Annotated in this window: 14 protein-coding genes; 9 read left to right on the plus strand and 5 right to left on the minus strand. The window is 63.7% G+C overall.

Features of this window, described 5'->3' with window-relative positions; genetic code table 11:
* Positions 1-82 precede the first annotated feature (82 nt).
* The 4 genes from AC0L3S_RS03045 to tyrS all read right to left on the minus strand — a co-directional run bounded on the left by AC0L3S_RS03045 (position 83) and on the right by tyrS (position 5,381).
* The gene (locus AC0L3S_RS03045) at positions 83-1,777 is read right to left on the minus strand and encodes a methyl-accepting chemotaxis protein (RefSeq protein ID WP_473278047.1); all 1,695 of its coding nucleotides are present in this window, start codon (positions 1,775-1,777) and stop codon (positions 83-85) included.
* 396 nt (positions 1,778-2,173) lie between these two features.
* The gene (locus tag AC0L3S_RS03050; protein ID WP_007609771.1) at positions 2,174-2,578 is read right to left on the minus strand and encodes a DoxX family protein; all 405 of its coding nucleotides are present in this window, start codon (positions 2,576-2,578) and stop codon (positions 2,174-2,176) included.
* A 220-nt stretch (positions 2,579-2,798) separates the two neighbouring features.
* Positions 2,799-4,070: an MFS transporter gene (locus AC0L3S_RS03055; RefSeq protein ID WP_473256957.1), complete on the minus strand. Its 1,272-nt coding sequence runs from the start codon at positions 4,068-4,070 to the stop codon at positions 2,799-2,801.
* 57 nt (positions 4,071-4,127) lie between these two features.
* On the minus strand, positions 4,128-5,381 hold the full coding sequence (gene tyrS / locus AC0L3S_RS03060) for a tyrosine--tRNA ligase (protein ID WP_473278048.1): 1,254 nt from the start codon (positions 5,379-5,381) through the stop codon (positions 4,128-4,130).
* Positions 5,382-5,545: 164 nt separating this feature from the next.
* Here tyrS and AC0L3S_RS03065 point away from each other — a divergent pair, with 164 nt between their 5' ends.
* From AC0L3S_RS03065 to AC0L3S_RS03075, 3 genes are all read left to right on the plus strand, one after another.
* Positions 5,546-6,649 carry an anhydro-N-acetylmuramic acid kinase gene (locus AC0L3S_RS03065; RefSeq protein WP_473278049.1) on the plus strand — a complete coding sequence of 368 codons (1,104 nt, stop codon included), beginning with the start codon at positions 5,546-5,548 and terminating at the stop codon, positions 6,647-6,649.
* 107 nt (positions 6,650-6,756) lie between these two features.
* Positions 6,757-7,434: a glutathione S-transferase family protein gene (locus tag AC0L3S_RS03070; RefSeq protein ID WP_473256954.1), complete on the plus strand. Its 678-nt coding sequence runs from the start codon at positions 6,757-6,759 to the stop codon at positions 7,432-7,434.
* A gap of 9 nt (positions 7,435-7,443) precedes the next feature.
* Positions 7,444-7,767, plus strand: a complete 324-nt coding sequence (locus AC0L3S_RS03075; protein ID WP_247286213.1) for a DMT family transporter — start codon at positions 7,444-7,446, stop codon at positions 7,765-7,767.
* Positions 7,768-7,838: 71 nt separating this feature from the next.
* Here AC0L3S_RS03075 and AC0L3S_RS03080 read toward each other — a convergent pair whose 3' ends face one another.
* Positions 7,839-8,486, minus strand: coding sequence for an alpha/beta hydrolase (locus AC0L3S_RS03080; RefSeq protein ID WP_007591562.1), 648 nt, complete (start codon positions 8,484-8,486; stop codon positions 7,839-7,841).
* Positions 8,487-8,829: 343 nt separating this feature from the next.
* On the opposite strand from AC0L3S_RS03080, the gene AC0L3S_RS03085 reads away from it, so the two are divergent.
* From AC0L3S_RS03085 to AC0L3S_RS03110, 6 genes are all read left to right on the plus strand, one after another.
* Positions 8,830-9,969 carry a cysteine desulfurase family protein gene (locus AC0L3S_RS03085; protein ID WP_473278050.1) on the plus strand — a complete coding sequence of 380 codons (1,140 nt, stop codon included), beginning with the start codon at positions 8,830-8,832 and terminating at the stop codon, positions 9,967-9,969.
* Positions 9,970-10,085: 116 nt separating this feature from the next.
* On the plus strand, positions 10,086-11,582 hold the full coding sequence (gene sufB, locus AC0L3S_RS03090; protein WP_473278051.1) for a Fe-S cluster assembly protein SufB: 1,497 nt from the start codon (positions 10,086-10,088) through the stop codon (positions 11,580-11,582).
* Positions 11,583-11,644: 62 nt separating this feature from the next.
* Complete coding sequence (gene sufC / locus AC0L3S_RS03095) at positions 11,645-12,397, plus strand: Fe-S cluster assembly ATPase SufC (RefSeq protein WP_473278052.1); 753 nt, start codon at positions 11,645-11,647, stop codon at positions 12,395-12,397.
* Between the two features lie 11 nt (positions 12,398-12,408).
* The gene (sufD, locus tag AC0L3S_RS03100) at positions 12,409-13,713 is read left to right on the plus strand and encodes a Fe-S cluster assembly protein SufD (RefSeq protein WP_473278053.1); all 1,305 of its coding nucleotides are present in this window, start codon (positions 12,409-12,411) and stop codon (positions 13,711-13,713) included.
* On the plus strand, positions 13,710-14,957 hold the full coding sequence (locus AC0L3S_RS03105; protein WP_473256950.1) for a cysteine desulfurase: 1,248 nt from the start codon (positions 13,710-13,712) through the stop codon (positions 14,955-14,957). The genes sufD and AC0L3S_RS03105 overlap by 4 nt, the downstream gene beginning before the upstream one ends.
* The gene (locus AC0L3S_RS03110; protein WP_007591551.1) at positions 14,954-15,325 is read left to right on the plus strand and encodes an SUF system Fe-S cluster assembly protein; all 372 of its coding nucleotides are present in this window, start codon (positions 14,954-14,956) and stop codon (positions 15,323-15,325) included. Before AC0L3S_RS03105 ends, AC0L3S_RS03110 begins: the two co-directional genes overlap by 4 nt.
* The last annotated feature ends 28 nt before the right edge of the window (positions 15,326-15,353 follow it).

The following is a 15,353-nucleotide window of genomic DNA, read 5'->3' on the forward strand; positions in this document are numbered from 1 at the left end:
GTTCAGAACCCGCGGCGCGACCCTGCGTGCTTAACCCAGCGCAACATTCTCGGTAGAACGCGCGCCTAGCTAGCCGGCCGCGTTACGCCGCGCGCACGCCGGCCAGGAAGGTCCCGACTTCGCCGGAGAGCTGCTCGGCCTGCTTGGAGAGGTTCGAGGCCGCGGCGAGCACCATGCCTGCTGCATTGCCGGTCTCGTTCGCTGCCGTGCTGACGCCCCCGATATTGGTGGTGACCTCCTGGGTGGCCTCGGCCGTCTGCGAGACGCTGCGGGCGATCTCGGCGGTGGCGGCGCCTTGCTCCTCGATCGCAGCGCCGATCGAGGTAGCGATCCGGCTGACCTCCTCGATGGTGGCGGTAATGCCGCCGATGGCGTCCACCGCTTCCTTGGTCGCGCCCTGGATCTGCGCGATCTTGTCGCCGATCTCGCGGGTGGCTTCCGCCGTCTGGCTCGCCAGCGACTTCACCTCCGAAGCGACGACGGCAAAGCCGCGGCCGGCTTCACCGGCACGTGCGGCCTCGATGGTGGCGTTGAGCGCGAGCAGATTGGTCTGCGCCGCGATGCTGGAAATCAGCTCGGCGACGTGCTCGATCTGCTGGGCGCCGTCGGAGAGGGCGCGCACGATGGTGTCGGTGCGGCGTGCGCTATCCACGGCGCGGCCGGTGACCACGGCGGACTGCGCGACCTGTCGGCTGATTTCGGTGATGGAGGAGGAGAGCTCCTCGGCGGCGGCCGCGACCGTCTGGACGCGCTGGCTGGCTTCCGTGGCGGCCGAGCCGACGACGGCGGCGCGGCGGTTGGTGCCTTCCGCGGTCGACGACATCGACTTGGCGGTGACCTCCAGCTCGCCGGAGCCCGAGGCCATCAGGCCGACGAGCTGGCCGACGGAGGCATCGAACCGGTCGGCAAGCGAGATCAGCGCGTCACGCTTCTCCTGTTCGCTGCGGGCCTTGGTGGCGACCTGCTCGGCCTCCAGCTTGCGCGCCGTCAGCGCGGTCTGCCTGAGCACTTCGAGGGTCTCGGCCATGCGGCCGATCTCGTCGCCGCGACCGGTCTCCTCGACCGGGGCGTCGATGGCGCCTTCGGAAATGGCCTGCATGCGGTTCTTCTGGCGGTCGAGCGCGCCGAGCACGTCGCGGGCAATCAGCCAGGACAGTGTCGCCATCAGCAGCATCAGGCCGATGCCGATCGCCCCCAATTCCAGCGTCAAGGCTCGCACGTCGGCGTCGATGTCGTCGACATAGAGGCCGTAGCTGATCGTCGCGTTCCAGGGCGCGAATTTGCGCGCGAACACGGTCTTGCGGACCGGCTCCGTCTGGCCGGGGCGGGGATAGAGATAGGAGGTTACGCCGCCCTGTGCGGTCTCAGCGCCGGCCTTGATAATGGCGTCGGCGATCAGGACGCCATTGGAGTCCTTCGCACCGGTGATCTTGCCTTCGAGCTGCTGGTTGGCGCCGTTGACGATGAGGGACGTATCGGCGTTATAGACTACCGGATAGCCTTGGCCGCCATTGAAGCTCATGCGGCGGCCGCGCTGGTGGAACTGGACCTTCGCTTCGGCCTGCGTCAGCTTGCCGGCGCCGACCTCCTCTTCGAGTGATTGGGCGAGGTTGTGGAGCATATCGACCGCGGTCCGCATCTGCTGGACGCGGTCCTCCAGCATGCGGCTCTTGCTGAGCACGGACGACACCCCGATGATGGCCGTGACCGTGAGTGCCGAAAGACAGACCATGCTGGCGAGCTTGGTGCGGATCTTGAGGTGGCTCAGCAGCTTCATCACGGCCTCGACGGAATGGTTATTGTTGCTCGCGTCGGTAGCATGAAATTCTTACCAATCATGAATGGACGCGTGCGACGGCTGCCGCGCAAGCGGCGTCCGCGAGCCGCATGCGCAAACATCCATGCGGAAAAGCGCCGTGTCGGCGCATGGCAAGTCAACTGGGAGAAAGATTGTGTGGGTCTTTAGTCCCGACCGAATCCGGTGGGAGCGGACATGAACCGATTCGTCCACCGCCTCATCATGTCGATGCTGCTGGTCGCGGTCCTCGTCCTGGTCTGGAACGTGCTGGGCTCGCGCTGAGATGGCACCCGTAAATGTACTGGTGCCATCCCTTTATTCACGAATCAATTGCTGACGCCTCAGCGCCGCGCGAACGCGCCGCCGGTTGTGCCGCTAGTCCTTGCCCATCGCCGCATCGGCGCTGACCGAGCCGCCGCCGGCTGCCGAGAGGTAGAGGCAGGCGAAGCAGAACAGGATCGCCGCGGTGCCACCATTGAGCAGCGGCAGGAACACCGGCGTCTCGCCCTTGAACATGTGGCCCATGAAATAGGCGAAGGCCATCTCACCCGAGAGGATGAACGCCGCGAGGCGGGTGAACAGGCCGATCATCAGCAGCGCGCCAAGCACGAGCTCAAGCGTACCGGCTGCGTAGATGATCGGCGGGATGTTTGCGAAGTAGGGAAGCACCGGAAATTTGAAAAGCTTGGCGATGCCGTACTGGAGCAACAGGAGTCCAGTGATGAAGCGAAACAGGCTCAAGAGAACCGGTTGAAAGCGAACGAGATAGGGAAAGTTCATTGGTTTGTGCCCTCCATCCAATGCTTGCGACTAGCCGCATTCAGTTCTGCCCTGCAAGCCACCCAAGGGCAATTTGCGCTGACATTTTTGTCATGTCGGACAAAACACCGCAGCCGGGACTTTCAGCCTCGCGCGATGCACATTTTTTTGCAGCTATTCGCGTCGTGCCCATCCGTAATTTCCCGGTGACGCGAATGTCCGCAGGTTACCTTCAGGAGACCTAGCGCCGCAAAGCGGGCACGACCAGGAACGGGATCATCCCGAGCACCACGCTCGCAAGCGCGAAGGCGAGCAGCGCGTTGTAGCCATGGGTCGCGTCATGGATCAGGCCGCCGCTCCAGGAGCCGAAAGCCGAGCCGAGCCCGCTGCCGATCGAGATGGTGCCGTAGATGGTGCCGACGCGCTTGCCCCCGAAGATCTTCATCGCGGTCGCCGTGATCAGCGGTCCACGTGAGCCCATCATGCTGCCGAAGCAGACCACGAATCCGGTGAGCAGGAGGAGATTGGCGGAGTATTGCAACAGCCACAGCAGGAAGATGCCGAGGATCGAGATCGCGTAGCTGAGCAGCACCGATGGCCGGCGTCCGATCAGGCCGTCGAGCGCTGACACCCCTAACATGCCGAACACCAGCACGACGCCGGAGAAGCCCCAGGCCGTCGCGGCCTGCAGCGGCGGAAAGCCGGCATCGATCAGATAGGCCACGATCTGGGCGGCGATCGCGTACATGCCAACCGCGGTGAAGAAGAAGGTCGAGAACAGCGCCCAGAAGGCGTGATGGCGCATCGCGCTCGGAAGGGTCCAGCCGTGATCGACGAAATCCGGATCGGTCTTCTTCGCGATATGCGGCGAGCCCGAGGCGAACAGCCGCCATGGCAGCAGCATGAGCGGCACCAGCAGGCCGAGCGCGGCGAAGCCGAACAGCTGGTAGGTTTCGCGCCAGCCGAGATGATCGATCAAAAGCTGCGAGGCCGGCAGCAGCGCCAGCACGCCGCCCCCCATGGCCGAGTACACCACCGCCATGGCGGTCGGCAGCTTGGGGCCGAACCAGCGGCCGAGCAGGATCGAGTTCGGCACATTGCCGATGAAGGCGACGCCGATCCCGACGCAGAGTCCGATCGAGAGCTGGAATTGCCAGAGTGACTGCGCGTGGCTTGCGATCAGGAAGGCCGAGCCGAGCAGCAAAAGGCCCAGTGCATAGACGATGCGCGGTCCGGAATGATCGAACAGGCGCCCGACCAACGGCGCCATCAGTCCGCTGACGAGCCAGGTTAGCGAATAGATCGAGACCACCTGGGCTCGATCCCACCCAAAGTTTTCCGAGATCGGCTTCAGGAAGACCGTGAAGCTTTCGCTGAGGCCGCGGCCGAGCACGGCGAGTGTGAAGCAGAGCGCGAGCACCACCAGTGCGGTGCGAACGACGCCCTGCGGCGTCGCCGTGACGCGATCCCTGGTCGCTTGCTTGGACTGTTCCTCTAGCGTGTTCTGGTCCATTGCCGATCAGGGAGCGCGCTTCAGCGCGCCCTGACAAGCAGCGAAAAGCTCATACGCCTATGCAGGCCTGAGGAGGATGTGCTTCTTCTTGCCGAACGACAGCTTGACCACGCCTTCCGGCGTCAGGTCGGCTGCCGACAACGCCATCTTCTCGTCAGTGACGGGCTCGTCATTGACGCGTAGGCCGCCGCCCTTGATCTGGCGCCGTGCTTCGCCATTGGAGGCAACGAGGCCCGCCTTGACGAAGGCATTGAGCACGCCGAGGCCGGCGTCGAACTCGCCGCGCGGAATTTCCACGGTCGGCAGGCTCTCGGCCAGCGCGCCTTCCTCGAAGGTGCGGCGCGCGGTCTCGGCCGCCTCGTTCGCGGCATCGCGGCCATGCAGCAGCGCGGTCGCTTCGGTGGCGAGCACCTTCTTGGCCTCGTTGATCTCGGAGCCTCCGAGCGCCTCGAGCTTCCTGATCTCGCTCATCGGCAGCGTCGTGAACAGCTTGAGGAATTTGCCGACGTCGGCATCCTCGGTGTTGCGCCAGTACTGCCAGAAATCATACGGCGAGAACTGGTCGGCGTTGAGCCAGACTGCGCCTTGCGCGGTCTTGCCCATCTTGGCCCCCGAGGCCGTCGTCAGCAAGGGCGTTGTCAGCGCGTACAGTTGATGGGTGCCCATGCGGCGGCCGAGATCGACGCCCATGATGATATTGCCCCACTGGTCGGAGCCGCCCATCTGCAAGTTGCAGCCGGTCCGCCTGGCGAGCTCGACATAGTCGTAGGCCTGGCAGATCATGTAGTTGAACTCGATGAAGCTCATCTCCTGCTCGCGCTCGAGGCGTAGGCGCACTGAGTCCATGGTCAGCATGCGGTTGACCGAGAAGTGCCGGCCGACGTCGCGCAGCATCTCGATGTAGTTGAGCTTTGTCAGCCACTCGGCATTGTCGAGCATGATGGCGTCGCTCTTGCCGTCGCCATAACGCAGCACTTTTGCGAACACGCCGCGGATCGATTCCTTGTTCGCCTCGATCTCGGCGACGGAACGGATCGCGCGCGTCTCGTCCTTGCCGGAGGGATCGCCGACCATGGTGGTGCCGCCGCCCATCAGCGTGATCGGCTTGTTGCCGGAGTCCTGCAGCCAGTGCAGCATCATCATGGTCAGGTAATTGCCGATGTGCAGCGAGCGGGCGGTGCAATCGTAGCCGACGTAACCGGTCACCTCACCCTTGGTGGCGAGTGCGTCCAGCCCCTCGAAATCGGAGCACTGGTGGATGAATCCACGTTCCTGCAGCGTGTTGAGGAAATCCGATTTGAATGCAGTCATTTGTCGGCGCGCCTGACAATTCTTGGTTTACTGTTTCGGGAGCAATTTAAGGGTCTTCCGTGGGAACTCGGTTGCTGCCCGCCACTTTGGCCTGTGGCATTATAAGATGTGTCCCTCTGGCACAAGATCGGCATGCCGGAAGGGTCTCTTGAGGACGCTGATCCATGATGCTGACGGCAATCGGTTTGATGAGCGGCACCTCGCTGGACGGGGTGGATGTCGCGCTGATCGAAACCGACGGAAAGCAGGTGAAGGCATTCGGGCCCTCCGGCTACCGGCCCTATAGCCCGGCGGAGCGCAACCTGCTGCGCCAGGCGCTGAGCGAGGCGGTGCACCTGCCGCAGCGCGATGCCCGGCCGGGGATTTTGGCCGAGGCCGAGCGCGCGGTGACCCAGGCGCATGCTGAGGCGGTTGCCGCCTTTGTCGCCCAGAACCGGATGAGGCCGGAAGACATCGACATCGTCGGCTTCCACGGCCAGACCGTGCTGCACCGCCCCGAGAAGAGACTGACGGTGCAGATCGGGGACGCGCTGACGCTGGCCAAGGCGATCCACATCCCCGTGATGCATGATTTCCGTGCCGCCGACGTCGAGGCCGGCGGGCAGGGCGCGCCGTTGGTGCCGGTCTATCATCGGGCGCTCGCCCAGTCGCTGGAGCGCGAAGGGCCGATCGTCGTGGTCAATATCGGCGGCGTCTCCAACATCACCTACATCGACGGCAGCGATGCGCTGATCGCCTGCGACACCGGTCCGGGCAACGCGCTGCTCGACGATTTCATGTACCGCACCATGAATCAGGCGTTCGACGCGGACGGAAAGTTCGCAGCCCTCGGCAAGGCGGACGAAGCCTGGATCGCGCGGGCGCTGCAGTTGCCATTCTTCGCGAGCCCGCCGCCGAAATCGCTCGACCGCAACGATTTTGCCGCACTGAAGCTCGGCGATGTGCAGCCGGCCGACGGCGCCGCGACGCTCACGGCCTTCACCGCAGCCGCGGTCGCCCGCATCATCCCGTTGCTGCCACGCAGGCCGCGAAGCTGGATCGTCTGCGGCGGCGGCGCCCGCAACCGGACCATGCTCCAGATGCTGCGGGAGCGCGTTGGGTCCGCCACTGTTGAGGCCGCCGAGACAGTCGGCTGGGCCTCCGACGCCATCGAGGCGCAGGCCTTCGGCTTCCTTGCCGCGCGCGGCCTGAAGGGCCTGCCGCTGTCGTATCCCGCGACCACGGGCGTGCCGATGCCGATGACGGGCGGGGTGATCGCGCGGCCTTGAGGTAATCCTGAGATCGATGGCGGTTGATGCAAATGCATTGAACTTGACGAGTACATGCAGATGCATCTATATTGGATGCAGTTGCATCAACTGCCGGGATCTTTGCCATGACCGCTTCACTCAAACTGATCAGTCACAAGCTTTGTCCATACGTGCAGCGCGCGGTGATCGCGCTCAAGGAGAAGGGCGTCCCGTTCGAGCGGGTCGATATCGATCTCGCCAACAAGCCGGACTGGTTTCTCAAACTGTCGCCGCTTGGCAAGGTGCCGGTGCTGGTCGTGACGAGCGAGAAGGGCGAGGTCGCGCTGTTCGAGAGCAATGTGATCTGCGAGTACATCGAGGAGACGCAAGGCGGTGTGAAGCTGCATCCGGCGGATGCCTTGAAGCGTGCCGAGCACCGGGCGTGGATGGAGTTTGGTTCGGCAGTGCTCGGCGACCTCTGGGGCCTGGAGACCACCACCGATGCGGAGACCTTCGAGAGCAAGCGTCAGGCGCTCGTCGCTAAATTCGCCCGGGTCGAAGCGGCGCTCGGTGCCGGTCCTTATTTTGCTGGCGAAGCGTTCAGTCTGGTCGACGCCGTGTTCGCTCCCGTCTTCCGCTACTTCGATTTGTTCGACGAGCTGACCGAGCACGGCATTTTCCGCGATGTGCCGAAGGTGCGGGCGTGGCGCGCCGAGCTGGCGCTGCGTTCGAGCGTCCGTACCGCCGTCGGCGCAGACTATCCGCAATTGTTGCGCGCCTTCCTCGTGCGCCACGACGCGCATCTGCTCAAGCTTGCGGCCTGAGCACGCGGGATGTCGCAGTCCATGGCCTGGCTGATGCTGGTGATCGCCGGAGCACTCGATGTCGGTTGGGCGATCTCGATGAAATATGCGGAGGGCTATACGCGGGCTGGCTGGAGCATCGTCTCGCTCGTGCTGCTCGCCGCCTTCGTTGTCCTGCTCGGGCGTGCCTTGAAGGTGCTCGAGGTCGGCGTCGCCTATTCGGTCTGGACCGGGATCGGCGCCGCCGGCACCTTCGTCATGGGCGTCGTGCTGTTCGGCGAGACCTTGAGCGCGATGAAGCTTGCGGGCATCGCGCTCGTCTTGATGGGAATCGTCGCGCTCAAGCTGGCCTAATGCCGAGCTTTAGTTTCCTACCCGGATTTCGCTTCGCTCCATCCGGGCTACAGGGGCTTAGCGACGAGGCCTCAGCGCACGTTGGCGAGGCGCATGTCGAGATAGGCGGTGATGGTTTCCATCAGCGGCTCGAGCTTGGCGTCGAAGAAATGATTGGCGCCGGGGATGACCTGCTGGTCGATCACGATGCCCTTCTGCGTCTTCAGCTTCTCGACCAGGGTGTTGACGTCCTTGGGCGGCACCACCGCGTCCTTCTCGCCATGCACGATCAGGCCCGAGGACGGGCAGGGCGCGAGGAACGAGAAGTCGTAGAGATTGGCGGGCGGCGCGATCGAGATGAAGCCCTCGACCTCCGGACGGCGCATCAGCAGCTGCATGCCGATCCAGGCACCGAAGGAGAAGCCGGCAACCCAGCAGGCGCGCGCTTCGGGATTGATGGTCTGCGCCCAGTCGAGCGCCGCGGCCGCGTCCGACAATTCGCCGGTGCCGTGGTCGAACGAGCCCTGGCTGCGGCCGACGCCGCGGAAATTGAATCGCAGCACCGAGAAGCCGCGATGCGCGAACGCATAGTAGCACTGGTAGATGATCTGATGATTCATCGTGCCGTGGAACTGCGGATGCGGATGCAGGACCATCGCGATCGGCGCGTTCTTCTGCTTGGCCGGATGGTAGCGGCCTTCGAGACGGCCGGCGGGGCCGGTGAAAATAACTTCAGGCATGATGATCTCTTGATTGATCCCTTGAAGACGCTCTTCAACAATCAACCGATTGTGCGGATTTCATCGGCTGCTGGCCGATCAAACCGCGAATGGAAGGGTGGAGCGGCGCCCTCGGATGATGCGCGAGCGGCGCGCGGCGAACTGACGCGCGCGTTCTAACATGAGGCGAGGGTCAAAAAGCAAGCATCTTGAACATCCCGCAATCCGCTCAAGACGTTAGCGTGTGATGGCCGTCATCGCGCGATCGCGATTGGGAATCGAGATTGCCAAGCGCTCCCTGCGGGCCCATGTCGGGTACCAGAGCGCGCGAAGCAGCCCTGACCGAATGGTAATATAATACGTCATGCCGAGCCGTGTTTATCTCGACTGGAACGCGACCACGCCGCTTCGCGCCGAGGCGCGAAGCGCAATGCTCGCAGCCTACGAGCTGATCGGCAATCCGTCCTCGGTGCACGCCGAGGGGCGCAAGGCGCGTCGGCTTGTCGAGGACGCACGGACCACGCTCGCGGTGGCCGTAGGCGCGCTGCCGCGGAACGTGGTTTTCACCTCCGCGGGAACCGAAGCCAACGCGCTGGCGCTGTCACCGGGCTTTCGAGGGCCTTCTGGCGGGCCTGTCGAGCGGCTTCTGGTCTCGGCTGTCGAGCATGCTTCGGTGCTGGCGGGCGGCCGGTTCCCAGCGGATAAGATCGTCCAGATCCGGGTCACGCGCTCCGGCGTGATCGACCTCGGCCATTTGAAGGCGCTGCTCGGCGACGGCTCGCCGGCGCTGGTCTCTATCATGGCGGCCAACAACGAGACCGGCGCGCTGCAGCCTATCGCCGAGGCCGCGGGAATCGTTCACGGGGCTGGTGGCCTCCTGCACGTCGATGCAATCCAGGTGCTTGGAAGAATTCCTTTCGATATCAAAGCTATCGGCGCAGACCTTGCGACCTTTTCTGCACACAAGATCGGCGGCCCCAAGGGGGTCGGCGCGCTGGTCGTGGCCGAGGGCGTGGCCGGACTTGAGCCGTTGCTGCGGGGCGGCGGGCAGGAGCTGAACCGGCGCGCCGGGACCGAGAATGTCGCCGGTATCGCCGGCTTCGGGGCAGCGGTGCGGGTCGCCCTTCAGGCTTTGCCGGAGGATGCGGAGCGCATGGCAAGCCTTAGAGATCGCTTGGAAAATAGCATTCGCTCCATGGCCGGCGCAACGGTCTTCTCAAGTGACGTCAGGCGGTTGCCCAATACCGTTCTTTTCACCGCTCCCGGCCTGAAAGCCGAGACCGCGGTGATCGGTTTCGACCTCGAAGGCATCGCCGTGTCTTCAGGCTCCGCCTGTTCCTCCGGCAAGGTGCAGCCGTCCCATGTTTTGTCGGCAATGGGGTATGATCCCACCGTCGCCCAGGGAGCGGTGCGTCTCAGTCTGGGCTGGTCCACGGAGCCGGATGACATCAACAGGGCGTTAGAGGCTTGGCGAAAGCTCGGTAATACCCTACTTAAGGGATAAGCGATGAAACACGGCTTGAACGGTTCTAAGCGCGTGCGTCCCGCCAAGAAACATCGTAATAGTCGTCCGAGTTTGTTGATCCACCGCGGTCCTTGAAACCGCGAGCGGAGGATAGAATGCCAGCCGTGCAAGAGACGGTCGAGCGCGTGAAGCGCATCGACGTCGATCAGTATCGTTATGGGTTTGAGACCCTGATCGAGTCCGACAAGGCCCCCAAGGGGCTGTCGGAAGAGACCGTCAAGTTCATTTCCGAGAAGAAGAACGAACCCGCCTGGATGCTCCAGTGGCGGCTCGAGGCCTATCGGCGCTGGCTGACCATGACCGAGCCGACCTGGGCGCGCGTCGACTATCCCAAGATCGACTTCCAGGACCTCTATTATTATTCGGCGCCGAAGCCGAAGAAGACGATCACCTCGCTCGACGAGATCGATCCGGAGATCCTCAAGACCTACGAGAAGCTCGGCATTCCCTTGCGCGAAGTCGCCATGCTCGAAGGCGTCGAGCCGAAGCCCGGCGAGGAAGACCCTAACAGGCGCAAGATCGCGGTCGATGCCGTGTTCGATTCGGTCTCGGTTGCGACCACCTTCAAGGCCGAGCTGAAGAAGGCCGGCGTGATCTTCATGCCGATCTCGGAGGCGATCCGCGAGCATCCCGAGCTGGTGCAGAAATATCTGGGATCCGTGGTGCCGACGTCGGACAATTTCTATGCGACGCTGAACTCGGCGGTGTTCTCGGACGGCTCGTTCGTTTACGTGCCGCCGGGCGTGCGCTGCCCGATGGAGCTGTCGACCTATTTCCGCATCAACGAGCGCAACACCGGCCAGTTCGAGCGCACGCTGATCATCGCCGACAAGGGCTCCTACGTCTCCTATCTCGAGGGCTGCACCGCGCCGCAGCGCGACGAGAACCAGCTGCACGCGGCCGTGGTCGAGCTCATCACCCACGACGACGCCGAGATCAAATATTCGACGGTGCAGAACTGGTACCCGGGCAATTCGGAAGGCAAGGGCGGCATCTACAATTTCGTCACCAAGCGTGGCGATTGCCGCGGCAACAATTCCAAGATCTCCTGGACCCAGGTCGAGACCGGTTCGGCGATCACCTGGAAGTATCCGAGCTGCATCCTGCGCGGCGACAATTCGCGTGGTGAATTCTATTCGATCGCGATCTCGAACGGCTATCAGCAGGTCGACTCGGGCACCAAGATGATCCATCTCGGCAAGAACACGTCGAGCCGCATCATCTCCAAGGGCATCGCCGCCGGCAGGTCGCAGAACACCTATCGCGGCCTCGTCACGGCGCATCGCAAGGCGACCGGCGCGCGCAACTTCACCGCCTGCGATTCGCTGTTGATCGGCGACAAATGCGGCGCGCACACCGTACCCTACATCGAAGCCAAGAACTCGTCGGCGACGTTCGAGCACGAGGCCACCACGTCGAAGATCTCCGAGGACGTGCTGTTCTACTGCATCCAGCGTGGCCTCACGCAGGAGGAGGCGGTCGGCCTCGTCGTCAACGGCTTCGTCAAGGACGTGCTGCAGCAACTGCCGATGGAATTCGCGGTGGAAGCGCAGAAGCTGATCTCGATCTCGCTGGAAGGATCGGTCGGCTAGCGCCGACCCTCGCGGCGCGCATTGCGCGCCCCATGCATCATTTGAATAAACTGGACACCAAGATGGCTTTGCTTGAAGTGAAAGACCTGAAGGTTCGTGTCGAGGAACGTGAGATCCTCCACGGGCTGACGCTGACCGTGAACGAGGGCGAGATCCACGCGATCATGGGGCCGAACGGTTCCGGCAAGTCGACGCTGTCCCACGTCATCGCCGGCAAACCGGGTTACGAGGTCACCGACGGCGAGATCCTGTTCAAGGGCGAAGACCTGCTCGCGATGGCCCCGAACGAGCGCGCCGCCAAGGGCGTGTTCCTGGCGTTTCAGTATCCGGTCGAGATTCCCGGCGTCTCCACCATGAATTTCCTGCGCACCGCACTAAACGCGCAGCGCAAGGCGCGCGGCGAGAACGAATATTCGACGCCCGACTTTTTGAAGAAGGTCCGCGAAGTCTCGAAGTCGCTGAACATCCCGCAAGACATGCTCAAGCGCGGCGTCAATGTCGGGTTTTCCGGCGGCGAGAAGAAGCGCAACGAGGTGCTGCAGATGGCGCTGTTCGAGCCGAGCCTGTGCATCCTGGACGAGATGGATTCCGGTCTCGACATCGACGCGCTGCGCATCGCAGCCGACGGCGTCAACGCGTTGCATTCGCCCAAGCGCGCGATGGTCGTCATCACCCATTATCAGCGGCTGCTGAACTACATCGTTCCCGACATCGTGCACGTGATGTCGAAGGGGCGTGTCGTGAAGAGCGGCGGCAAGGAACTGGCGCTGGAGCTGGAAGCGTCCGGCTACGCCCAGTTCGAGGATGCCGCGTAAGGAATTTTGCGATGAACGTTGCTGTGGCAAAGACCGGAAACGGCCGCGCGGTGAGCGATCTGTTCGCCAGCGCCGAAGGCCGTCTGCCGGGTTCGCCTTCCGTGATCGCGGCGCGCCGCGAGGCGTTCGAGACCTACGAGCGTCTCGGCCTGCCGCACCGCCGGATCGAGGAGTGGAAGTACACCGATCTGCGCGCGCTGGTCGGCGAGGTGCTGCCGCTCGCGGCTGCGCCCGATGCGGCTGCGTTGAAGCGGGCCGCAGACGCGGTGAAGGCGCATGCGATCGCTGGCGCCCGCAAGCTGGTGCTGGTCGATGGCGTGTTCGCTGCCGATCTCTCTGACGTCAAGGCGCTGGCCTCCGAGGCGGGCTTTAAGACGTTGCGGGAGACGCTGGAGAAGGATTCCGGTCTGTTGAAGACCGCGGCGACCGATGCGGTGATCGCGCTGAACGCGGCGATGGCGACCGACGGTGTCGTGGTTGATATCGCCGACGGCGTGCAGCTGTCCGCGCCGATTCAGGTCATTCACATCGCGGTTGCGTCTTCCGCGTCGGCTTTCACCCGCTCGCAGGTCGCCGTCGGGAAGGCCGCTCGTGCCACCATCATCGAGACCTTTGTCGCGGCCGGCGCCAAGGCTTACCAGGTCAACGATGCCGTCATCCTCTCGGTCGGCGACAACGCCGACGTCGCGCATATCCGCCTGATGGACGATTCGCCGGACGCGGTGAACATCACTTCGCAGTTCGTCACGGTCGGTGCGAACACGAAGCTGAATTTCTTCAACATGACCACCGGTGCTGCGGTCAGCCGCCTGCAAGGCTTCATCACGCTGGCAGGCGAGGGCAGTGAGCTCTCCGTCAACGGCGTGAACCTGTTGCAGAAGACCGAACATGGCGACACCACGCTGGTCGTCGACCACGCCGTGCCGAATTGCGTCAGCCGCGAAGTCTTCCGTGCCGTGATCGACGATCGCGCCCATTCGGTGTTTCAGGGCCGCATCATCGTTCGTCCCGATGCGCAGAAGACCGACGGCAAGATGATGATCCGTGCGCTGCTGCTCTCGGACGAAGCCGAGGCCGACAACAAGCCCGAGCTCGAGATCTTCGCTGACGATGTCTCCTGCGGTCACGGCGCAACCGCCGGTGCGCTCGACGAAAGCCTGCTGTTCTATCTGAAGGCGCGCGGCCTGCCGGAGAAGCAGGCCCAGGCGCTGCTGATCCAGGCTTTCGTGGGCGAGGCGATCGAGCAGATCGCCGACGATGATCTGCGCGAGCACGTGATCGGCATTGCCGAGCGCTGGCTGGAGCGGCGCCAATGAGCACGCATCCGGCAGTCAAGAACGGCGCCTACGACGTCGCGCGCGTGCGCCAGGATTTTCCGGCGCTGGCCATGCAGATCTATGGCAAGCCGCTGGTCTATCTCGACAACGCCGCCTCGGCACAGAAGCCGAGCGCCGTGCTCGATCGCATGACGCAGGCCTACACCTCCGAATACGCCAACGTGCATCGCGGCCTGCATTACCTCGCCAATGCCGCGACCGAAGCCTATGAGGGCGGCCGCACCAAGGTGGCGCAGTTCATCAACGCTGCCCGGACCGAGGAAGTGATCTTCACCCGCAACGCGACCGAGGCGATCAACCTCGTCGCCTCGTCCTGGGGTGAACCGAACATCAAAGAAGGCGACGAGATCGTCATCTCGATCATGGAGCACCATTCCAACATCGTGCCCTGGCATTTCCTCCGGGAACGCCATGGTGCGGTGATCAAATGGGCGCCGGTCGACGACGAGGGCAATTTCCTCATCGACGAATTCGAAAAGCTGCTGACATCGAAGACCAAGCTGGTCGCGATCACGCAGATGTCGAACGCGCTCGGCACCATCGTTCCGGTCAAGGACGTCGTGAAGATCGCCCACGCCCGCGGCATTCCCGTGCTGGTCGACGGCAGCCAGGGCGCCGTGCATCTGCCCGTCGACGTCCAGGACCTCGGCTGCGACTTCTACGTCTTCACCGGCCACAAGGTCTACGGTCCGACCGGCATCGGCGTGCTCTGGGCCAAGTACGACCACCTGGTCGCGATGCGCCCGTTCAACGGCGGCGGCGAGATGATCCGCGAGGTCTCGCGCGATGTCGTCACCTATGGCGATCCCCCGCACAAATTCGAGGCCGGCACGCCGGCGATCGTCGAGGCCGTCGGACTTGGCGCCGCCATCGACTACGTCAATTCGATCGGCAAGGAGCGGATCGCGGCGCATGAGCACGATCTCGTCACCTACGCCCAGGACAAGCTGCGCGAGATCAACTCGTTGCGGCTGATCGGGACGGCGCGGGGCAAGGGCCCGGTCATCTCCTTCGAGCTCAAGGGCGCGCACGCCCATGACGTCGCCACCGTGATCGACCGCCAGGGCATCGCCGTGCGCGCCGGCACCCATTGCGTGATGCCGCTTTTAGAGCGGTTCAACGTCACGGCCACATGCCGGGCGTCGTTCGGCATGTATAATACGCGGGAAGAAGTCGATCATCTGGCACAGGCGCTGTTGAAGGCGCGGGATTTGTTCGCATGAGTGACACGGCCGAAATCAAAGCCAATCCGATGGAGACCCAGTCGGCGCTGCCGCCTGAGGAGACCGAGCGTTTGACCACCGAGATCATCGCCGGGCTCAAGACCGTGTTCGATCCGGAAATCCCGGCCGACATCTACGAGCTCGGCCTGATCTACAAGGTCGAGATCAAGGACGATCGCTCGGTCGACGTGCAGATGACCCTGACGACACCGAATTGTCCGGCCGCCGGCGAGCTTCCGACGATGGTCGAGAACGCGGTCGCCAGCGTTCCCGGCGTCGGCGTGGTCGACGTCAAGGTGGTCTGGGAGCCGGCCTGGACGCCGGAGCGCATGAGTGACGAGGCTCGCCTCGTGCTCAATATGTGGTGACGCGTAACCTGCTTTCGATCCTTGGCAT

The sequence above is a fragment of the Bradyrhizobium sp. Ken01 genome (assembly GCF_055807355.1).